The sequence below is a fragment of the Corynebacterium spheniscorum genome (assembly GCF_900113445.1).
GTDB classification, from domain to species: Bacteria; Actinomycetota; Actinomycetes; order Mycobacteriales; family Mycobacteriaceae; genus Corynebacterium; species Corynebacterium spheniscorum.
The window spans coordinates 1-20,168 of record NZ_FOPJ01000003.1 but is presented as its reverse complement, the minus strand read 5'-3'; the positions used below and the strand labels follow the sequence as shown (position 1 = coordinate 20,168).

Here is a 20,168-nt window from a genome sequence, read left to right as displayed (position 1 = left end):
TATCAGTGGCCTCCACAACCGCAGGAGCCGCCGCAACCACCACAACCGCCACCAGCTAGGGGCGCAGAAATAGTCGAAGTCAGCAGCGCATGCGCCTTAATCACGTTGCCATTAATCGGCAGAACTTCACTATCCGGCAGGCACACATCAAAGGGGAAAGCACCATCAACCACCGCGTGGATAAAGCGCTGCCCAGTCAAAGCACTGGTGCGATAACCAGCTTCTAAGACGCGAGCACTAAAAGTCACCGCAGCATCCGGATACTCTGCACCCGTTGCTGCCTGAACGATCTCCGCCCCACGGGAGGTCAACGTCCCACAAGGCTCATTACCAGCAAGAGAATAAGACTCCTGGTCAGCAAAAAGCTCATAGGAATCCACCAGCGCGCTAACCCCTAATTGCTGCCATTCCTGGCGGGGTTCTTCCACCAACAAGGGGCCCTGGGCAAGGTTGGTGGTCACCGCGCTAATCACGCCACCAAATTGGTCTACTACCTCGCAATAAGCCAACACATCATTCAGCATCGTGATGTGGGCAAACACTTCGGTAGCGCCTTTAAAACCCGCCCAGGTGGCGAAGGGTTCGACCGCCAAAATATTGATTTGGGCACCGGAAGGGTCAGTGAATTGCACTAATTGCCCACCGCGCACTTCACCGGTGACTTCGAGGTTATCGCTAGCAATGGCGGCTTCCACCGCATCCTGCCAGCGGTCAAAACCTAACCCAATGCTCTGGAGATCAGACGTCATGCCGGCAAGTCTACCGTCGAAGCCCATAATCGCCGCCTCCAGAAGGGGCTAGCACCCGGATAGTTACTTAGCCGTTATCGCTCTGTTACCAACATCCCCGGCGGCTCAAGCACTAGCCCCACAACAAATCCGCTGCATATCGAAAGGGCGTAGGCACCCCAAGCATGGAATGATAGGAAGCAATGAGTGATTCTGAGATTAAAGATATGAACCCCACCAACACCCCCGAGGACACCAGCGACGACCTCTTCTTAGAAGACACCGCCGTGGATGCTCCCACCGTTGGTGAACTAGACCTCGCCGATCGCAATGCTTTCCGCCGCGCCGGACGGCGAACCACCATCCACTCCGAGGATGTCTCCGATGGCTTCGAAGTTGAATACCGCAAGCTCCGCATCGAACGCGTCATCCTTGTTGGCGTATGGACCCACGGCACTGCCGCCGAAATCGACGCCACCATGAACGAACTCGCCGCCCTCGCAGAAACCGCTGGTGCGGAAGTCGTCGAAATGCTTTACCAACGCCGCGATAAGCCCGATGCCGGCACCTATATTGGCTCCGGCAAAGTCGATGAATTACGCGAAATCGTGCACGCCACCGAAGCTGACACCGTGATCTGCGATGGTGAACTTAACCCCGGTCAGCTCGTCGCCTTAGAAAACGCGCTGAACACCAAGGTCATTGACCGCACCATGCTGATCCTGGATATCTTCGCCCAACACGCCAAATCCAAGGAAGGCAAAGCCCAAGTATCGCTTGCCCAAATGGAATACCTCATTACCCGCGTACGCGGTTGGGGTGGCAACCTTTCTCGCCAGGCCGGTGGCCGAGCCGGCTCCAATGGTGGTGTGGGCCTGCGCGGTCCCGGTGAAACCAAGATCGAAGCAGACCGTCGCCGCCTGCGCGCAGATATGGCGCGACTGCGCAAGGAACTCGCCGGCATGAAAATGTCGCGCGATATTAAAGCCCAACGCCGCCGAGAATCCACCATCCCGCAGGTCGCCATCGCCGGCTACACCAACGCGGGGAAATCCTCGCTCATTAACGCCATGACCGGTGCCGGTGTTCTCGTCGAAGATGCGCTTTTCGCCACCTTGGACCCCACCACCCGCCGCGCGGAACTAGCTGACGGGCGTGCCGTGGTCTTCACCGACACCGTTGGCTTCGTCCGCCACCTACCCACCCAATTAGTGGAGGCCTTCAAATCCACCCTGGAAGAAGTCCTCGCCGCTGACCTGATGCTGCACGTTGTGGATGGCTCTGACCCCTTCCCCTTAAAACAAATCGAAGCGGTCAACGCCGTGATCGCCGATATTGTGAAAGAAACGGGCCAACAAGCACCACCAGAAATCATCGTCGTTAATAAAATCGACGCCGCCAACCCCCTGGTGCTAGCCGAAGTCCGCCACGCCTTAAGCAACCACAACGTCGTGTTTGTCTCCGCGAAAACCGGCGAAGGCATCCCCGAACTAGAAGCCCGCGTGGAGTTATTCCTTAACTCCTTAGACGAACACCTCTACCTCATGATCCCCTTTAGCCGCGGCGACCTGGTGGCCAGCATCCACGAAAAGGGCACCGTACTAGAGAAGTCCTACACCGATGAGGGCACCCAACTAGAGGTCCGCATGCCAGCTGCCGCTGCCACTGAGCTTCGCCAATTCGCGGTCGACCCCGCCAGCTTCTAAAACTGAGCACCCCCTATTTTGTTCATTGGGGTGCGCCCAGTTTTCTATTCCTAGGCCAAGGGGCAGATAATGTGCCCTTGTGAGCATATTCGGATGGACCGTCCATGGTGACGGCAAGAAGATCCTGCCCGGCGCGGTAGTCGCCCCGGAAGAAAGGCTTAGTTGGCCGCGCACCATCGGCATCGGCATGCAACACGTCATTGCCATGTTCGGTGCCACCTTATTGGTGCCGACCCTAACTGGGTTCCCAGTCAACACCACCTTGTTGTTCTCCGGCTTGGGAACCATTCTCTTCCTGGTTATTACCCGCAATAAGCTTCCCAGTTACTTGGGAAGCTCTTTTGCATTCATCGCTCCACTGACCGCCAGCCAAGCCCACGGTATTGGCGCCCAAATCGGCGGCGTCTTCGTCACCGGTCTGGTGCTGCTCCTGGTGGGTGTGATCGTCAAAATGGCGGGCAAACGGGTCATCGACGCCGTCTTGCCGCCAGCTGTTACCGGCTCGATCGTGGCACTCATTGGCCTTAACCTCGCCCCCGCAGCCACCGGCAATGTCCAAGCCCAACCACTGGTTGCCGGCGTGACCTTAGTATCCATCCTGCTAGCCACCGTTGCCGGCCGCGGCATGGTTTCTCGTCTCGGCATCCTCATCGGGGTAGTGATCGGCTGGGTATTCGCCGCACTAACAGGCAACCTTGACCCCAGCGCCGCCCAAACCATTGAAGAAGCCGCCTGGATCGGTTTCCCCACTTTCCACCGCCCCGAATTCCACGCCTCAGCAATCCTGGTGACCCTACCGGTCCTCATTGTCCTAATCGCCGAAAATATTGGCCATGTGAAAGCAGTAAGTGAAATGACGCGCAGGGACCTCGACGGTCTTACCGGTGATGCTCTTATCGCAGACGGTTTAGCCACCACCTTGGCCGGTGGCTTCGGTGGCTCCGGTACCACCACCTACGCCGAAAATATTGGTGTTATGGCAGCAACCAAGGTGTACTCCACCGCCGCCTATTGGGTGGCAGCAGCCACCGCCATCGTCCTAGCTTTCATCCCGAAATTCGGCGCCTTAATCTTCACCATCCCCACCGGCGTGCTGGGCGGGGCCACCATGGTGCTCTACGGCCTTATCGGCATGCTGGGTATCCGCATCTGGCAGGACAACAAGGTCAACTTCAATAACCCCGTAAACCTCACTGCCGCGGCGGTCGCATTAATCGCCGGTATTGGTAACCTCAGCCTCCAGGTTGGCAGCATCACGCTCGAAGGCATTGCGTGGGGTTCCATCGGCATCATCATTGGCTATCCGATCCTCAAGCGCCTCTACATCACCATCGGCGAAGGACAACAAGCCAAGTTCTAACTCCCACCGCCTATGAGCGCAGAAAAATAACGCCTGCTGTGATCCCCCAACCAAAGTGGGGAACAACCAGCAGGCGTCAAATTTTTTTAAAGCCTAAAAATCTTTAGGCTGCCAGGAGCTTAGGCGTCCAGATCAGATTCAATCAGGGAAGCGATCTTTTCTACGGCTTCGGCATTATCCGAAGTGACGGTGACCTGATCACCCTTCTCAGCACCCAGAGCCATGATCATGAGCGAGGAGGCAGCATCAGTCTCGTCGTCCTCATCGGACCCCACCAGGGTGAGGAAGATGTCATCATCGTATTCGCCGGCGGCGTCAGCGATGATGGAAGCGGGGCGGGCATGCAGGCCTACTGCAGAGCCAACAGTCACGGTCTTAGAAGCCATGAAAAATCACGTTCCTTTCGGTTGGAATATCTACTTAAGTCTAAAGGGAGTATCGCACAGGGCGCTATCAAGGGCGAGATAACCCACAAAGATCAGTAATCTCCGTTGCCGCTAAATCCACATCTGTCGGCTTAGGGAACAAAGTGCCCGGAAGGCCAGCCGCAGCCGAACCATAAGCCACCGCATGGCGAAGCTTCTCTGGGGAGCTAAGCCCACGTTGATCAGCCAAAAGATAACCAGCCAACGCAGCGTCCCCCGCACCCACAGTGGAGCGCACCTGCACCGGCGGCGGTACCGCAAGCCAACGCCCATAATCATCAAATAACACGGCACCGGCAGGCCCGAGAGTGACTAATACCTCGGAAATTCCACGCGTCCGAAGTAATTCCGCGGCACGAATTACCGGCCAATAATTCCCCTCATTAGCGGCCGCCTCAATTCCATCACCGTCTAAACCAGTGAGCTGACCTAATTCCTTAGCATTCGGTTTTAAAAGGTCCGGCTGCGAACCATCCGCCAGCATCTTCATCGCCTCACCAGAGGTATCCACCGCAATTTTTGTCCGCGCGGATTCCCGCCGAAGCTTCGCGATCATCTCGGAATACCACCCCTGCGGCAACCCCGGGGGTAAAGAGCCGGCCATCACTACCCACTGCGCATCTTGCGCGTTACGAATCAGCAGGGATTCCATCTCTGTTTTTGTCGCGTCATCAATCACCGCGCCGGGACCATTGAACTTTGTGGTCAGCCCATCGGGTTGGGTGATGGTGGTGTTAATCCGGACTGCTTCTTCAAGTGGGATGTGGGCGAAGGGGATGCCGGCTTTGAGCAGGAGGTTTAAAAAGGGGTCGCCGTTTTGGGCTGGGCATAAGGCCAGGGTGGTGGCCTGTGCGAGGTGGAGCGCGTGGGAAACGTTAATCCCTTTGCCGCCGGCAACACGTTGGATGTCCTTGGTGCGGTGCACCCCACCGGGGACTACCGCGCTGTCCATCATCAGAGTCATATCGACACTGGGGTTCGGGGTCAAAGTGACTATCACGAAGCCGGGTTCCATTCCTTGGGTGTTGAAAATGTGGTGTTTTAGTTCGAGATCAAAAACGACCACGGTTGTATCTTAATCGCACCTCAAGTCAGCGATACTGTGGTGGTGTCAGTCACGATTAGTGCGCTTTATTCACGGATTCTTGCCCGTTTCTGCCCGGATGTCAATGATCGTTTGTGGCTTTCGTTGCATGATGTCTGATTTTGTGGTGCTCTGGTAGGAGAACTAGTCAACATGTGAGGTAGGTACACACCATGGAACAACAGTCCCAGGGCACCACCGTAAAGGGAACCGGAGTTGTAGCGGGAATCGCTTATGCTCCGGCCGTGTGGATTCGGCCGCGCCCCGAATTACCCCAATCGGGTCAAAATATTGCCGAAGAAAACCGCGATGCGGAGTTTGAACGCTTCACCAACGCCGCTGACACGGTAGCCGCCCGCTTGGATGAGCGTGCCTCCCGCGCAGAAGGCCCAGCCGCAGAAGTGCTTACCGCCACTGCCGGCATGGTCCGCGACCGTGGTTGGCGCAAGACGGTCCGCCGCAATGTGAAGGGCGGCCACCCCGCCGACTTCGCAGTGGTTAGCGCCACCGACAAGTTTGTCACCATGTTTGAACAAGCCGGTGGCATCATGGCGGAACGCACCACGGACCTCAAAGATATCCGTGACCGCGTGATCGCTGAACTCCGCGGTGAACCGGAACCCGGCCTACCCAGTGTTGATGGTCCCTCGGTGCTCTTCGCGGACGACCTCTCCCCGGCTGATACCGCCACCTTGGATACTGACCAATTCGTCGCCTTGGTCACCGAACTTGGTGGACCCACCAGCCACACCGCGATCATCGCGCGCCAGCTGAACCTGCCTTGCATTGTCGCCATCGGCGCCAAGCTTCGTGACCTTCCGGCCGACGAGCCGGTCCTCGTGGATGGCTCCATGGGCACTGTTGCTATTGGCGCAGACCCCGAAGAATCCCAGCGCATGGTTGCGGATTACCAGGCCAAGGCAGAAAAGGTCGCACAGTGGCGTGGCCCCGCCCAGACCAAAGACGGCCACCGCGTCCAATTGCTCGCCAATGTTCAAGATGGCAACGCCGCCCGCTTGGCAGCTGATACCGAAGCTGAAGGTGTGGGCCTGTTCCGCACCGAGCTGTGCTTCCTATCTGCCACCGAAGAACCCAGCGTGGAAGAGCAAGCAGATATCTACGAAAAGGTATTGCGCGCTTTCCCGCACTCCAAGGTTGTTGTGCGTTCTCTCGACGCCGGCTCCGATAAGCCGGTTGCCTTCGCAAATATGAAGGAAGAAGAAAACCCGGCGTTGGGTGTCCGTGGTCTTCGTATCGCTCGCGATAATGAAGCTCTGCTGACCCGTCAGCTTGATGCCATCGCGATGGCATCTGAGCGTCTCGGCCGCGATGAGCATGCACCCACCTGGGTGATGGCCCCGATGGTTGCCACCACTCGTGAGGCCAAGTGGTTTGCTGGCTTGTGTCGCGAACGCAACCTCATTGCTGGCGCCATGATCGAGGTTCCCGCGGCCGCTTTGATGGCCGATAAGATCATGCCGCACCTGGACTTCGTGTCCATCGGTACCAACGACCTCACCCAGTACACCATGGCCGCTGACCGCATGAGCCCGCAGCTGGCTTACCTGACTGACCCCTGGCAGCCGGCAGTGCTGCGTCTGATCCAGCAGACCTGCAATGAAGGTAAAGCCACCGGCACGCCTGTTGGCGTGTGTGGTGAAGCTGCTGCTGATCCTCACCTCGCCTGCGTGCTCACCGGGCTTGGCGTGGATTCGCTGTCTTGTGCTTCCACCGCTATCGCAGGTGTTGGTGCCCAGCTAGCCGCCGTTGACTTGATTCTTTGCCAGAAGGCCGCTGTGGCTGCGCTCTCGGCTGAATCCGCACCGGAAGCCCGGGAGGCAGTTCGTGGCATCCTTGGTGCTTAAATCGCCACCTAGGTGCCTTTAGCGCCCAAGCAGTTAAGCTCCCCGCACGCCTCAGTAGGGCAGACGGGGAGCTTTTCTTTTCATTCGAGTTCCTCGACACAAAACTAAAGCCCGAGCCGGCGTTACCGCGGTCTCGGGCTTTATCTCTTGCTCAGCGCTAGCTGAAGCTCTGAGCGGGGTACTGCTATTTAATCTGGTGCGACAACAACATCAACGTCGCGGTCGCGTAATGCCCGAACAAAGGATTCCGGGGCATTCGAGTCAGTAATCACCACGTCAATATCATCAACGCTGGCGAAGCTGACTAAATAATCATTGCCCATCTTGGTGGAGTCACAGAGCACCACGACCTTGTGGGCATTGGTGACCATTGCGGACTTCATGGCTGCTTCCTGAGCATCCGCGGTGGACAAACCATGATCCAAGGTCAGCGCATTGGTTCCGATAAAAGCAACATCGGCACGCATCAGGGCCATTGTGCGCAGCGCAATATCGCCAACTACAGCCTGGGTAATGGAGCGGACACTACCGCCTAGTAGCTGCACTTCGGTTAGCCCGGCGTTCGCAAGATTCAATGCGATGGGAAGGCAGTTAGTAACAATCGACCACTGGCGAGCATGAGGCTGCTCGGCAATGAGATTGGCTAAAGCAGTGGTCGTGGTACCGGCATCTAAGAACATGCCTCCTTGAACATCGGGAAGATAATTCAGTGCGGCACGAGCGATCGCAGACTTCGCCGTCGACGCTGAACGCAGACGGGTGTCCAGGCTGAGCTCAGTGGTCTGGAAGGACTGGCTAGCAACTGCGCCACCGTGGACGCGGTGGACGATGCCTTCCCGGTCTAATACTGCGAGGTCACGGCGAATGGTTTCGGCAGTGACATCGAATTTTTGGGCTAGTTCAGTGACATTGACGCGGCCTTCGACAGCAGTCAATGAAGCTATTTGTCGTCGGCGTTCCTCGGCGTACATAGGACTCCTTGAGGACTAAAGATGTGCTTTATGGGTGCTTTACACAATTTGGGGTTCAAGCTGCTTAACGCTCGCATTAAGCGCTTTGGTTCCCCAGTATCCCACGGAATCGGGCGTGGGAAACGCCCGAGACCTGTGTTTCTTTGGTCTCGGGCGTAAATAATCCGCCTGATTCTTCCCATATGGGCAGGTGAGACGGACTTTCAATGTCCGTTTACAGAATCCGCTGAGATTTTTCGGGCGATTTCGGAATCAACCAAAAATGGGGGTAGTGCTGGTCACGCCCCGGAGAGAGCCTCTTTCTCCGGGGGGTGAGGGGAGACCCTAGAACTTGCGAACCAGGGAAACTACCTTTCCGAGAATTTCCGCTTCATCGCCCGGGATCGGGGAGAAGGCATCATTATGGGGCAAGAGCCACACGCCACTGGCATCCCGATGGAACTCCTTGACGGTAGCTTCACCATCGATCATCGCGGCGACGAACTCACCCTCCTCGGCTACTGGCTGGGAACGGATGACCACCTGGTCGCCATCAAGAATGCCGGCGTCCTTCATGGAATGGCCGACAACATTGAGGAGGAATACATCGCCTTCACCAACCAACGGGGAGGGGAGCGGGAAGTACTCATCAATGTTCTGTTCCGCCAGGATCGGATTCCCAGCCGCGATGCTGCCGACCAAGGGGACATAGCGGGCAGAGGCTGCATTATCCGGCACATCGAAGCGTGTCGGCTTGCGCCCGGTGGTCTTCTTCTTGGTCAGGTGCGGAGGAAGATGGCGGACATCCACTGCGCGCGGCTTCTTCGGGTCGCGGCGTAGGAAGCCCTTCTTCTCTAGCTCCTTGAGCTGGTAGGCCACCGAAGAGGTGGAGAGAAGTCCGGTGGCATCGCCGATTTCACGGATGCTCGGCGGATAACCACGCAACACGATGGCGTCCTGGATAACTTCCAGGATGCGACGCTGGCGTTCCGTCAGGTTATTGATATCAGGTTTAATCGAGCCGCGCGGCCGTCCCGGTCCGCGACGCTTTTCCGGCTGTTCCGTAGTCATAGTTGAGGCTCCTTCAAAAGGTCACTGAGGGCAGGATACGCAATTTATACAGCAAGGGGAATGGATCTTCCGCTTTCTGTTCTCGAGGGTAACACGAGTGTTCGACTCCTTCGAATATGGCTTGAGTGGTGTGTCGGTCTGAACCGTTCGATACTTAGACGTTTGCTATGTGCGAATCGGTTCCCAAGTTAGTCGAACATGTGCTCTACCTTGATGTTTGTCTTTGCGAATGAGTGTTCTATACAATGGCAGTCGTGACCCCACCTCGACGTTAGGGTAGGGACCAAATTGATTAGCTCGGAAAGGAGCGTTATGAGTACCCCATTAGCTTCGCGTCCATTCTCGCAGGCTGCACGTTTGCAGGACGTACGTGTAGTTCCCGCCGCAGCAGTGTGGGAGCCAGCGCTTCCACAGCACAATGCCGCAGAAAACTATGGCGTTCGAACCATCGATACTCACTCCGCACAAAACTACGGTGAGGCCATCCATTCGAACCCGGATGCGGCTGCATCTCAAAGAACCAAAATCATCGCTCTTGGGGCCGTGTTCGGTTTGCTTGTCGGTGGAGCAGCAATGCTCACCACACCTCAAGAAGCCCCACTTACCGGCACTGAGTTCTATAGCTCGGTCGCCAACCTATCTACCCCCTAACAGCCCAACTCACCCCGGCCGCCTAGCGTGGCCGGGGTTTCGCCTTTCCAAGAGGCTAGCCGCGCTAGACTAGGCAGACGCTCAGAGCCAAGCGCAGGTATCGGTTATAGAACCTTCACACGCCGCAGTTCTGTAGCCAAGCCCCGAGGTTTTCGAACTCCACTTATCCGCGTAGCTTGAAGAAAAGATGAGGCGATATGTACTGCCCGTTTTGCCACCACGATCAATCCCGCGTGATTGATTCGCGCGTCGTAGACGGCGGCACCGCGATTCGCCGACGTCGAGAATGCAGCGAATGCCTAGGCCGCTTTACCACCGTAGAGAAAGCCGTCCTTCTTGTCGTGAAACGCAATGGGGTCACCGAACCCTTTAGCCGCGAGAAAGTCATCCGCGGCGTAAGCCGTGCCTGCCAGGGCCGGCACGTTACCGATGATGCGCTTAAACGCCTAGCCCAAGAAGTAGAAGAGACCGTTCGAAGCCACGGCAGCTCCCAAGTACCTGCCAATGAGATCGGCCTGGCAATCCTCGACCCGCTACGCGAACTCGACGAGGTCGCCTATTTACGCTTCGCCTCGGTATATAAATCCTTCGAATCTGCCGAGGACTTCGAATCCGAGATCCGGCTCATGCGCCGACAGCAGCGCCACTAACTATCCGCGAAGCCTCCACGGATTACTCCTCATTAAGGCCTCTGGGTATGTCGCGATCTTGTGGGGTCCTTAAATCCATTAGACACGTCTTCTGCCATAGAGGCGGGAAGTCTCCTCTCAATGAGACTTTCGTCCGCTAAGGAATCCTGCCGCCTGGAATTCCTTGCAGATGCGCACTGAAGATTGCATGCTTCTTTAATTCCTTAGAGAGCAATCTAGGGACACATCAGACAGGCTCAACCGCGCATTGGGGGTAACCGATCAAACAATAACTACCCCCATGTATCCCCCTTGCTGGGTAGCGACCTTGTCTTATGCTGTTTTCCCAGCGCATCACATATTTTGACCCTTGCGCACTAGCTCACTCGGTGCCATGGTTGAGAGTATGACTAAGAACATCATTTTGGATCTGGACACCGGCGTCGACGACGCCCTCGCTATTGCCTATGCCTTAGGTTCCCCGGAACTGAAACTCATCGGCATCACCGGCACCTATGGCAATGTGTTGATGCAAACCGGCATGGATAATGACCTTGCCATTCTTGATCTATTGGGCGCCCCCGATGTTCCCGTGTTCCCCGGAATTCCTCACGCACAAGAATCCGATGACTTCGAAGTGCTCGAGATCTCCAAATTCATTCACGGCAAAGACGGTGTCGGCGAAGTCGACATCAAGGCGTCCGATCGCAAGCCCGAAGACACCGACGCGGTCGACTTCATGATCGAATCCGTCAAAAAGTATGGAGACGATCTCGTCATCGTCGCCACCGGCCCCATGACCAACCTGGCCGCGGCAATCCGCAAGGACCCCACCTTCAAAGACAACGCCAATATCGTCATCATGGGTGGTGCCCTGGTCACCCCAGGCAACGTCAACGCCTGGACCGAAGCCAATATCTCTCAAGACCCTGAGGCCGCCAACGAGCTCTTCCGCTCCGGCGCGAAGGTCACCATGATCGGCCTGGATGTCACCTTGCAAACCCTGCTGACCTACAAGGAAACCCAGCAATGGCGCGACCTTGGTACTCAGGCCGGCACCTTCTTGGCGGATATGACCGACTTCTACATCAAGGCTTACGAAACCACCGCACCGCACCTTGGTGGTTGCGGCCTGCACGATCCGCTCGCCGTGGCCGTTGCCGTTGACCCGAGCCTGGTTACCTGCCTCGACATCAATATGAAGGTCGATGTGGAAGGTCCGACTCGCGGTCGCACCATCGGTGATGAGACTCGCCTAAATGATCCCGAGAAGACCATGAAGGTAGCTGTCGGCGTGGATGTCGACCGCTTCCTCAAGGAATTCATGTCCCGTATTACCTCCGTCGCTGAATCCAAGTAAAGGAATACCTGGGTCCCCACCATGTCCACTACGCAAGTAACAGCGGATGAACAGCTCGCCATCGACGAGGTTCAACGTCGAGCACTGAAGACGATGCCCGCACTCATCGTCATCTTCATCCTGGCTATCTTGTGCATCCAGGGCTTCAACCTGGTTCTCGGTACCATCGGCGAAGAACTCGGCGCCCCCGAAAAAGCTTCGCTGGTTACCGCCATCCCCGGCATTGTGCTGGGCATCGTCTGTGTCATCTACGGTTCCCTCGGTGACTTCGTCTCCCTGAAGAAGATGATGATGGTCGGCATGACACTGATTGTCATCGGCTCTGTCCTCGGGTTGGTACTTTCTGGGAATATTTGGACCGTCATCCTGGCCCGCGCCATCCAAACAGCTGGCGCCCAAGTGGCCGGCTCGGTGTACCTAGTCATTGCCACTAAGTACGTGCCTGGGCCTAAGAAGGTCATCTACTTCGGTGTCTTCACCGCGGCCTATCAGCTGTCTACGGCCATTGGTGTGCTCACCGCCGGCTTCCTCGCGGAAATCAACTGGGTGTATCTCTTCGCCATCCCGCTGTTCTCCGTGGTCTTTATCCCGCTGCTGATGAAGAACCTGCCGAACCTTTCTCGCGCTGGTTCTCATATCGACACCGTGGGCTTCATCCTTGCCGGCATCACCATCGGTGCTTTGGTGTTCTTCTTCAACCTCATGCAGTGGTGGATCCTTGGCCTATTCATTGTTCTGGCCATCGTCTTCGCCCTTTACATTTCCAAGGCCAAGGACCCATTTGTCACCCCGGCCTTCTTCGCCAACCGCCGTTACCTCATGGCTGTATGCATCGTCGTTCTCTTCTACTTCGGTAACTACGCCATGACCCCGCTGCTCAACCAAGCAGGGCACGAGGTAGCCGGCTACACGCCAAGCCAAATGTCACTGGTCCTGCTGTGGGGTTATCTCTGCGCCACCGTCATGGGCGTGACCTCCGGTCGCATTGTCGGCAAGATTGGCCGCGGCCCCGGCATCCTGCTGGCCGGTGGGCTGCTGGTTGCTGGTGCGCTCATTGCTGCCTTCACCTTGCACCACGGCATTGTGGCCATCGGTATCGCAGCGGTCTTCTTCTTCGCCGGCTTGGGCATGGCCTTCGCCCCGGTGGTCGATACCGTGATGGGTACGGTTGATGTCTCCGAATCTGGCCGCGCAGTGGGCATGAATGACCTGATCATGAACGTTTCGCCCTCCATTGCGATCGCTCTGATTGGTCCGTGGATGGGTCGGCAGGCCTTCAGCAACCTCGGTATGCCTGGGGTGCCAGAAGGCGCACTGTCCTCCTACTCGACGCTCTTCTTCATCATCGCCTGCGTCGCTGCTTTGGGCATCGTCTGGTTCCTGCTGGTTCGCTCTCGCCTCTACTCAGATGCTTGGGGTCGCGAAACCGAAGCCGAAACCATCGGCGTGGATGATCCCGAGAAACTCTAAGCACCACGCCACGGCCTAAACACAACACAACGCGCATCGCTTCAAACCCAAGCGATGCGCGTTAGTGCTGTTTGGACCCACTAATTTGCGGCCGGCAAAGCATCAATTGCTTTCTTTACTCGCCGCACCGAGGCCGGTCGCGCGGTCCCTAATTGTTGGGCAAATAGGCTCACCCGCAGTTCCTGGATTAACCACTGCACATCCTTCAACGCAGCAGCAGAGGTTCGGCCACCGGGCAGGTTACGCAGCTTCGCCCGCAAATAGGCCTTGACCTCATCAATCTCATCCTGACGCAATGCATCGCGCTCGGAATCCAATTCCAAATCTCCAAGGCGTTGCTTCATCGCTCGCAGATACCGCGGCAGATGCCGAAGTCGCTGCATCCCATGTCGAGAAATCGCGTGCTCTGGCAATAAGAAAGCTAGTTGCTGCTTCATATCCTCAATGGAGTCGCCTTCCCACTTATCAAGCTCCTGGGCAACACTGAGATAATCCGCCAATGCCGGCGCCAAGGTCACTACGTGCTTACGTACTTCTCCTGGCACCTGGGGTGCAATCTTCGCTTTGAGTTCTCCGAAGCCTTCGGGATCTCGTACCGGCCCACCGGCAGCTAGAAGCAGATCACGGATCGCTGTCACCCGTGCATCATCAACTAAGCCCTCAGCACCACCATGCGGATAATTCTGCACCGCAACGCGCTCCTTGAGGCCCAGCCCCTTGATCATCTGGTTGGTATTTACCTTGATCTCACGCATCAACAAGGTCAGTGTTGCGGTGAGCATCGAGGCATCAGCTTGAGCCTTCGTCGGCATAGCTCGCACCTCCACACCCTCAGCGGTAGCAACCAGAGCAGGGTAGACGGCCACCTCATGGCCATCCACCACAGTGGTGGCCTTGTCATCAATGGCACCCAAAGTTTCTGGGGTCCACGCCTTTGCCGCAGCCATTTCCACCGCGCGGCCAACTCGTGAGACAGAACTACTAATCTTCGGGGCCTGACGATGCTTCAAAGCATCCAAGTCGCGGTCACAATCAATGATCTTGCCGCGCTTATCCACCGCCGCGTAATTCATCTTCAGGTGATTCGGCAGCTTGGCAGGCTGGAAATCTAAAGCATCAATACCCTTAGCCCCCAGGCTGCGCAGCGCTTCCGCCAACTGCTCATTCAGCGGTGAAATATAGGGCTTGAGCAAAGGCAATGCACGCTCAGCGAAATCCGGGGCCGGTACCACCGTGCGGCGGATGCCCTTCGGCAAAGAACGAATCAGCTCAGTCAGCAACTCCCCGCGAAGCCCAGGAACTAACCAATCAAAACCCTCGGTATCCATATTGGCTAATAGCGGCACCGGGATACGGATAGTTACGCCATCTTCTTTATGCCCCGGCTCAAAGCGGTACATCAGGTCATAGTCAATATCGCCCTTCGACCAACGATCCGGGAAGGCTTCCTCGCTAATCGCGTGCGCATCATCAGAAAGCAGCTTGTCAGGATCAAAGTCCAACAGTTCCGGGTCCGTGCGACGTTTCTTCTTCCACCAGGAATCGAAATGCCTACCGGTGGTGATATTCGCAGGTAAGCGGGCATCATAAAACTCAAAGAGTCGATCCTCGTCCGCCACCAAACCACGGCGGCGTACCTTTTCTTCCACACCAGTTGCAGCATCCAACTTCGCTAGATTCTCGTGAAAGAAGTGGTGGTGCGTGGTCCACTCACCGGCAATCAGGGCTTCCCGGATGAACATATCTCGCGCCGCTGCGCGATCCACTCGGTGATAAGGCACCAGGCGATCCGCCACAATCGTTACGCCATACAAAGTCGAACGCTGGTAGGCCATCGCGGCTGCCCGCTTCGTAGACCAATGTGGTTCTGAATAGGAGTGCTTCAACAAGCCTTCGGCGAGGCGCTCCACCCATTCCGGCTCAATCTTCGCCGCATCACGGGCCCACAACCTACTGGTTTCCACCAATTCCGCGGCCATAATAAAGCGCGGGGGCTTCTTCGCCAACGCGGAACCCGGGAAAATCATGAACTTAGCGCCGCGGGCACCATGAAATTCCTTCGACTCGGTTTCCCGCGAACCAATCTGGCTCAACAAACCCGCCAGCAAAGACCTATGGATCGCATCGCGATCCCGCTCGCCGGCAACCTCATGGAGTTTCGCCCAGCCCAGCTGCGCGGTCACTTCACTGAGCTGGCGCACCAAATCCCGCCACTCACGGATGCGCAGGTAGTGCAGAAATTCCTTCTTCATCTTCTTACGGAAGGCATTCCCGGAAAGCTCACTGCGGGATTCCTGCAAATAATCCCAGAGCTTTAGCATCGCCATGAAGTCCGATTCCGGGTCCTTAAAGCGAGCATGCTGTTGATCCGCTTGCGCCTGATACTCCAGTGGCCGCTCCCGCACATCCTGCACAGTCATGCCGGCTACCAGCACAATCACATCATGCAAGCAGCCTTGGGTTTGGGCTTCCACCATCATCCGGGCCAAGCGAGGATCCACCGGAATCTTCGCCAGGTCCTTACCAACCTGGGTCAGTACCGGCAGCCCATCGCGTTCACTTTCGCCCAACGCCCCGAGTTCATGCAGCAACAACAACCCATCTCGAATCGCTTTCGGTGCGGGGGCTTGTACAAAGGGGAACTCCGCAATATCACCGAGGCGCAAAGAAGCCATATGCAAAATGACGCTGGCTAAGTTCGTGCGCAGAATCTCCGGATCAGTGAACTCCGGGCGAGAAAGAAAATCTTCCTCCGAATACAAGCGGATCGCCACACCATCAGCCACACGTCCGCATCGACCAGAACGCTGCTGCGCACTAGCCTGCGAGATCGGCTCGATCGGCAACCTTTGGACCTTCGTCCGAGTCGAATATCGAGAAATACGTGCCGTACCGGTATCCACCACATAGTGGATCCCCGGCACCGTCAAAGAGGTCTCCGCAATATTGGTTGCTAGAACAATGCGCCGCCCACTATGCGGCTGGAATACGCGGTGCTGTTCTTGATTCGATAACCGACCAAAGAGGGGAGTGACCTCCACTCCCTTCCACTTCTTGCCTTCAATAACCTCCATGGCGTCGCGAATCTCACGCTCGGAAGCAAAGAAGCACAAAATATCGCCATTGCCATAGCCCATGAGCTCTTCAATGGCGTCGCATAAGCCATCAATGGGATCAATATCTACTTCCTTGCCATCCGGAAGTTCCCGCACCAAGGGCCGGTAGAGGATCTCTACCGGATAGGTACGCCCCGATACCTCCACAATCGGCGCCGGCTTGACCTCGGCACTACCAGCGCCCCCAGCGCCCCCAGCACCAGCGCCCCCAGCAGCCGAGGCGCCTGCGCCCCGAGCGCCATCACCACCCCCAGAAGCAAAGTGCTGGGCAAAACGCTCCGGATCAATCGTCGCGGAGGTAATAATCACCTTCAAATCCGGACGCTTAGGCAACAACTGCTTGAGATACCCAAGCAAAAAGTCAATGTTCAAAGAACGCTCATGCGCCTCATCAATAATGATGGTGTCATAAGCATTCAGGTAGCGATCCCGCTGCATCTCAGCCAGCAAAATGCCATCCGTCATCAGCTTCACGGAGGTACTATGCCCCACCTGATCATCAAAACGAATCGCATAGCCCACCGACTCGCCAACCTTTTGGCCCAGCTCATCAGCAATCCGCTCCGCCACCGTGCGTGCCGCCAAGCGGCGTGGCTGGGTATGCCCAATCAGGCCGCGTCGCCCACGCCCCAAATCCAAACAGATCTTAGGAATCTGGGTGGTTTTACCGGAACCCGTTTCACCAGCAATCACCACTACCTGGTTCTCGCTAATGGCCTTAGCAATATCCTCGCGCCGGGATACCACCGGCAGATCCGCCGGATAGGTGATCTCCGCCGGTAGGGCCTCCTCGCGGCGCTGCGGGATCGCCGCCGCAGCCTTTAAGTCCTGTGCAATAGCGGCTAAGGCTTTGGGGTTGCGGGCACGGCGTAGCCTTCGGCGAAAGCGGTGCTCATCGGCGATGGTGAGCGTCGGCAGGGCCTCATATAACTCACGCTTTAATCCACGCGGTTCAGTGTGCTGATTATTCATAGCTATCCCGAAAAGTCTAGCCGCAGCACTTTAAGCTTCGAGCACCGCTTCCTCGCCAAAGGCTTCCACGGCTTGTGCGTAGGCCTTCTTCACCAGCTCGCCTAAAAGTTCAAACTCTTCCTCACGCGAGGTGGAGGCGCGGAAAGCCAACCCAATATGGCGTTCCGCGGTAATCCCCGGGGCAAAGCGCGCGGTGGCCACACCATCGCGGTGGCATTCCGGGCCCACGGCACTCAGCGGTGCCAAGGTGGCACCCATCCCGGCCACAACCAGCTGCATAATCGTCGTCAAGCTGCTGGCGCGGGTAATTGCCGTGGTGGCTTCGGTGGGGTTGATCTCCGCCTTGCGGCACAGGTCAATAATTTGATCGTGCAGGCAATGACCATCTTCAAGGAGCAGTAAATTGAGGTCGTTGAGGGCATCAAGTTTGAGGTCATTGCGCCCGGCCAAGGGGTGATCTTCTGGCACTACCACCACAAATTGTTCGTGGTACAAGGTGCGCTCAGAAATCCCCACAGCTTCCGCCGGGGTAGCAATAATCGCCACATCCAGGGTGCCTTCGCGCAGCATATTCACCAGGCGGGCGGTTTGATCTTCAATAATCCGGGGTTCTAGGTCCGGGTAGGTTTCCTGCATGAGCCCGAGTAGATAGGGCAAAACATAAGGCGCCACAGTCGGAATCACCCCGATGGTCAACGCCCCATGCAGCGGGCCATGAGCCCCACGGGAACGCGCCAAAAAGGCATCTGCTGCATCCAAGGTGGCCTTGGCATAGGGCAGTAGGTCCTGTCCGGTGCTGGTCACAATCACCTTGCGGGTGGAGCGTTCAATTAGCTGCATGCACAGGCCGGATTCCAAAGCGCTCAGCGCCTGCGAGAGCGAGGGTTGCGAAATCCCCAGTTTCGCGGCGGCAGTGCCAAAGTGCCGGTTCTCTGCGATAGTCACAAAAGTGCGCAGTTGCGAGAGGGTCGGACGATACTCTTTATTGCTCATGCCTATGACTATATAGCAACTTGTTCAGAAAAGTTATTGACACGGCAGGTTTTGGTCGGCATAATAGATCTCAGCGTCGCTCTTGGGCGAACGCCCCAGCAGGACAAAACAGGTCACAGACCCACTTAAGGTCCCACGACAAGGTCCCACGGACCCCCAACGTCCAACAGCCGGGGCGCTCATTCACAGGCAGCCCACCACATTTCGCGTCGCACACAATTTTTCTGGAGGCTCATTACATGGCAATCCTTACCGTTGGCGAGAAGTTCCCCGAGTTCGAACTAGTAGCACTCAAGGGCGGCGACCTCCACGAGGTCAACGCAGCCCAGCCGGAAGACTACTTCGAAACCGTCAGCCTGGATAAGTACGAGGGCAAGTGGAAGATCGTCTTCTTCTACCCGAAGGACTTCACCTTCGTTTGCCCCACCGAGATCGCCGCTTTCGGCAAGCTCGATGAGGAATTCCAGGATCGCGACACCCAGGTTCTCGGCGGCTCCACCGACAACGAGTTCTCGCACTTCAACTGGCGTGCAACCCACCCCGAGCTCAAGGAAGTTCCCTTCCCGATGTTCTCGGACATTAAGCACGACCTGATCCGCGCCCTCGGCGTTGAGAACAAGGATGGCGTTGCCGATCGTGCAACCTTCATCATTGATCCCGATGGCATCATCCAGTTCGTTTCCGTTACCCCGGACGCCGTTGGCCGTAACGTTGACGAAGTTCTGCGCGTCCTCGACGCCCTGCAGTCTGAAGAGGTCTGCGCTTGTAACTGGCAGGCCAACGACCCCACCAAGAACATTGACAAGATGGAAACCCTGCAGGAAGGCCTGAAGTAAATGTCGATCGATAACCTACGCTCTAGCCTGCCGGAGTACGCCAAGGATCAGAAGCTGAATCTCGGCTCCCTGACCCGCTCCACCGAGCTGAACGAACAGCAGCTCTGGGGCACCCTCCTGGCCACCGCCGCCGCTACTCAGAATGACACTGTCTTCTCTGAGATCGCCGAAGAAGCCAAGGAGCACCTCTCCGACGAGGCTTTCGACGCCGCTCTCGGCGCAGCCACCGTCATGGCCATGAACAACGTTGGCTACCGCGCCAAGTCCTGGCTCGGCGAGGACTACGCCCAGGTCAAGTTCGGTCTGCGCATGAACATCATCGCAAAGCCCGGCGTTGAAAAGGCCGACTTCGAACTCTGGAGCCTGGCGGTGTCTTCCATGAACGGCTGTGAGCACTGCACCATCGCTCACGACAAGACCGTCCGTGAAGAAGGCCTCACCAAGGAGCAGGTCTGGGAGGCAGTCAAGATCGCTGCCGTCGTCCAGGCCATCGCCCAGGTCACCATGATCGAAGCCGCTCGCTAAGAACCGCTTCACAGCGCCCCGCCTTTGGTGGGGCGCTTTTGCTTTGCCCGAGTTCCTCCGGCCCCCGCCCCGCACACACCACCCAGGCCCCTCGGGGCCGGGGTATGCCGCGGGTTAAGTAGCAAAATGTGTGCTTTTTCGGCGTGTCGCCGATTGGGCACACTTCTTGCTATTTCAGGGGTCCTTTTCGGATGCCGATCGAGTGTTGGTACTCGGTTGGGATAGCGTTGTCGTAGAAGGCTGGTCGACCGGTCTCCTGGTCGGCGTTGTTGTGGTCTTCTGGGACAAGATCTAGGACTTTGGCGAGTTGATCTTGTCCGAAATTGCACTGCCTGGCGATCTCTAGTGGGTCGTCAGGCAGTTGCGTTTTTGCCTGTAGGTACCACTCGAGCATTCGGCGTTGCCGTTCTCCTGTTCTGCCTCGGTG

The 20,168-nt window shown here is 57.0% G+C and carries 16 protein-coding genes and 1 pseudogene; 9 read left to right on the top strand and 8 right to left on the bottom strand.

Going from position 1 to position 20,168, the window contains the following annotated elements:
* Nucleotides 1–2 precede the first annotated feature (2 nt).
* A complete protein-coding gene (locus BMZ01_RS02950; protein WP_092284689.1) occupies nucleotides 3–749 on the bottom strand; it encodes a hypothetical protein in 747 nt (248 codons plus the stop codon).
* A gap of 182 nt (nucleotides 750–931) precedes the next feature.
* Between BMZ01_RS02950 and hflX the strand changes: the two genes are divergently transcribed.
* Together hflX and BMZ01_RS02940 are read left to right on the top strand one after the other, a co-directional pair.
* Nucleotides 932–2,434 carry a GTPase HflX gene (gene hflX, locus BMZ01_RS02945; protein ID WP_395890697.1) on the top strand — a complete coding sequence of 501 codons (1,503 nt, stop codon included), beginning with the start codon at nucleotides 932–934 and terminating at the stop codon, nucleotides 2,432–2,434.
* Nucleotides 2,435–2,513: 79 nt separating this feature from the next.
* The gene (locus tag BMZ01_RS02940; protein WP_092284290.1) at nucleotides 2,514–3,794 is read left to right on the top strand and encodes a uracil-xanthine permease family protein; all 1,281 of its coding nucleotides are present in this window, start codon (nucleotides 2,514–2,516) and stop codon (nucleotides 3,792–3,794) included.
* A gap of 119 nt (nucleotides 3,795–3,913) precedes the next feature.
* Here the strand turns inward: BMZ01_RS02940 and BMZ01_RS02935 are convergent, their stop codons facing one another.
* Both BMZ01_RS02935 and BMZ01_RS02930 read right to left on the bottom strand, forming a co-directional pair.
* A complete protein-coding gene (locus tag BMZ01_RS02935) occupies nucleotides 3,914–4,180 on the bottom strand; it encodes an HPr family phosphocarrier protein (RefSeq protein ID WP_092284288.1) in 267 nt (88 codons plus the stop codon).
* Between the two features lie 67 nt (nucleotides 4,181–4,247).
* The gene (locus BMZ01_RS02930; RefSeq protein ID WP_092284685.1) at nucleotides 4,248–5,219 is read right to left on the bottom strand and encodes a 1-phosphofructokinase family hexose kinase; all 972 of its coding nucleotides are present in this window, start codon (nucleotides 5,217–5,219) and stop codon (nucleotides 4,248–4,250) included.
* A 257-nt stretch (nucleotides 5,220–5,476) separates the two neighbouring features.
* On the opposite strand from BMZ01_RS02930, the gene ptsP reads away from it, so the two are divergent.
* The gene (gene ptsP, locus BMZ01_RS02925) at nucleotides 5,477–7,168 is read left to right on the top strand and encodes a phosphoenolpyruvate--protein phosphotransferase (RefSeq protein WP_092284286.1); all 1,692 of its coding nucleotides are present in this window, start codon (nucleotides 5,477–5,479) and stop codon (nucleotides 7,166–7,168) included.
* A 188-nt stretch (nucleotides 7,169–7,356) separates the two neighbouring features.
* On the opposite strand, the gene BMZ01_RS02920 is transcribed toward ptsP, so the two are convergent.
* Together BMZ01_RS02920 and lexA are read right to left on the bottom strand one after the other, a co-directional pair.
* Nucleotides 7,357–8,139: a DeoR/GlpR family DNA-binding transcription regulator gene (locus BMZ01_RS02920; protein ID WP_092284284.1), complete on the bottom strand. Its 783-nt coding sequence runs from the start codon at nucleotides 8,137–8,139 to the stop codon at nucleotides 7,357–7,359.
* Nucleotides 8,140–8,463: 324 nt separating this feature from the next.
* Nucleotides 8,464–9,189: a transcriptional repressor LexA gene (gene lexA, locus BMZ01_RS02915; protein ID WP_092284282.1), complete on the bottom strand. Its 726-nt coding sequence runs from the start codon at nucleotides 9,187–9,189 to the stop codon at nucleotides 8,464–8,466.
* Between the two features lie 312 nt (nucleotides 9,190–9,501).
* On the opposite strand from lexA, the gene BMZ01_RS02910 reads away from it, so the two are divergent.
* The 4 genes from BMZ01_RS02910 to BMZ01_RS02895 all read left to right on the top strand — a co-directional run bounded on the left by BMZ01_RS02910 (nucleotide 9,502) and on the right by BMZ01_RS02895 (nucleotide 13,299).
* Nucleotides 9,502–9,840, top strand: coding sequence for a hypothetical protein (locus BMZ01_RS02910; RefSeq protein ID WP_092284280.1), 339 nt, complete (start codon nucleotides 9,502–9,504; stop codon nucleotides 9,838–9,840).
* Between the two features lie 197 nt (nucleotides 9,841–10,037).
* Nucleotides 10,038–10,490: a transcriptional regulator NrdR gene (nrdR, locus tag BMZ01_RS02905; RefSeq protein WP_092284278.1), complete on the top strand. Its 453-nt coding sequence runs from the start codon at nucleotides 10,038–10,040 to the stop codon at nucleotides 10,488–10,490.
* Nucleotides 10,491–10,875: 385 nt separating this feature from the next.
* Nucleotides 10,876–11,829, top strand: coding sequence for a nucleoside hydrolase (locus tag BMZ01_RS02900; RefSeq protein WP_218140935.1), 954 nt, complete (start codon nucleotides 10,876–10,878; stop codon nucleotides 11,827–11,829).
* Nucleotides 11,830–11,850: 21 nt separating this feature from the next.
* Nucleotides 11,851–13,299, top strand: a complete 1,449-nt coding sequence (locus BMZ01_RS02895) for an MFS transporter (RefSeq protein ID WP_092284274.1) — start codon at nucleotides 11,851–11,853, stop codon at nucleotides 13,297–13,299.
* Between the two features lie 80 nt (nucleotides 13,300–13,379).
* Here the strand turns inward: BMZ01_RS02895 and hrpA are convergent, their stop codons facing one another.
* A complete protein-coding gene (gene hrpA, locus BMZ01_RS02890; protein ID WP_092284272.1) occupies nucleotides 13,380–17,387 on the bottom strand; it encodes an ATP-dependent RNA helicase HrpA in 4,008 nt (1,335 codons plus the stop codon).
* A 30-nt stretch (nucleotides 17,388–17,417) separates the two neighbouring features.
* Complete coding sequence (locus BMZ01_RS02885) at nucleotides 17,418–18,380, bottom strand: hydrogen peroxide-inducible genes activator (RefSeq protein WP_092284270.1); 963 nt, start codon at nucleotides 18,378–18,380, stop codon at nucleotides 17,418–17,420.
* 239 nt (nucleotides 18,381–18,619) lie between these two features.
* Between BMZ01_RS02885 and BMZ01_RS02880 the strand changes: the two genes are divergently transcribed.
* Both BMZ01_RS02880 and ahpD read left to right on the top strand, forming a co-directional pair.
* Complete coding sequence (locus BMZ01_RS02880) at nucleotides 18,620–19,216, top strand: peroxiredoxin (protein WP_092284268.1); 597 nt, start codon at nucleotides 18,620–18,622, stop codon at nucleotides 19,214–19,216.
* The gene (gene ahpD, locus BMZ01_RS02875; RefSeq protein ID WP_092284266.1) at nucleotides 19,217–19,741 is read left to right on the top strand and encodes an alkylhydroperoxidase, AhpD family; all 525 of its coding nucleotides are present in this window, start codon (nucleotides 19,217–19,219) and stop codon (nucleotides 19,739–19,741) included.
* Between the two features lie 169 nt (nucleotides 19,742–19,910).
* Here the strand turns inward: ahpD and BMZ01_RS02870 are convergent.
* Nucleotides 19,911–20,168: pseudogene (locus BMZ01_RS02870) on the bottom strand (IS1249 family transposase); the annotation flags it as partial.

Bases quoted from the DNA above. Each gene is read 5' to 3' on its own strand.
- BMZ01_RS02900 (WP_218140935.1), top strand. From the start codon at position 10,876: ATGACTAAGAACATCATTTTGGATCTGGACACCGGCGTCGACGACGCC.
- ahpD (WP_092284266.1), top strand. From the start codon at position 19,217: ATGTCGATCGATAACCTACGCTCTAGCCTGCCGGAGTACGCCAAGGAT.
- BMZ01_RS02950 (WP_092284689.1), bottom strand. From the start codon at position 749: ATGACGTCTGATCTCCAGAGCATTGGGTTAGGTTTTGACCGCTGGCAG.
- BMZ01_RS02935 (WP_092284288.1), bottom strand. From the start codon at position 4,180: ATGGCTTCTAAGACCGTGACTGTTGGCTCTGCAGTAGGCCTGCATGCC.
- hflX (WP_395890697.1), top strand. From the start codon at position 932: ATGAGTGATTCTGAGATTAAAGATATGAACCCCACCAACACCCCCGAG.
- BMZ01_RS02910 (WP_092284280.1), top strand. From the start codon at position 9,502: ATGAGTACCCCATTAGCTTCGCGTCCATTCTCGCAGGCTGCACGTTTG.
- ptsP (WP_092284286.1), top strand. From the start codon at position 5,477: ATGGAACAACAGTCCCAGGGCACCACCGTAAAGGGAACCGGAGTTGTA.
- BMZ01_RS02880 (WP_092284268.1), top strand. From the start codon at position 18,620: ATGGCAATCCTTACCGTTGGCGAGAAGTTCCCCGAGTTCGAACTAGTA.
- BMZ01_RS02920 (WP_092284284.1), bottom strand. From the start codon at position 8,139: ATGTACGCCGAGGAACGCCGACGACAAATAGCTTCATTGACTGCTGTC.
- lexA (WP_092284282.1), bottom strand. From the start codon at position 9,189: ATGACTACGGAACAGCCGGAAAAGCGTCGCGGACCGGGACGGCCGCGC.
- hrpA (WP_092284272.1), bottom strand. From the start codon at position 17,387: ATGAATAATCAGCACACTGAACCGCGTGGATTAAAGCGTGAGTTATAT.
- nrdR (WP_092284278.1), top strand. From the start codon at position 10,038: ATGTACTGCCCGTTTTGCCACCACGATCAATCCCGCGTGATTGATTCG.
- BMZ01_RS02895 (WP_092284274.1), top strand. From the start codon at position 11,851: ATGTCCACTACGCAAGTAACAGCGGATGAACAGCTCGCCATCGACGAG.
- BMZ01_RS02885 (WP_092284270.1), bottom strand. From the start codon at position 18,380: ATGAGCAATAAAGAGTATCGTCCGACCCTCTCGCAACTGCGCACTTTT.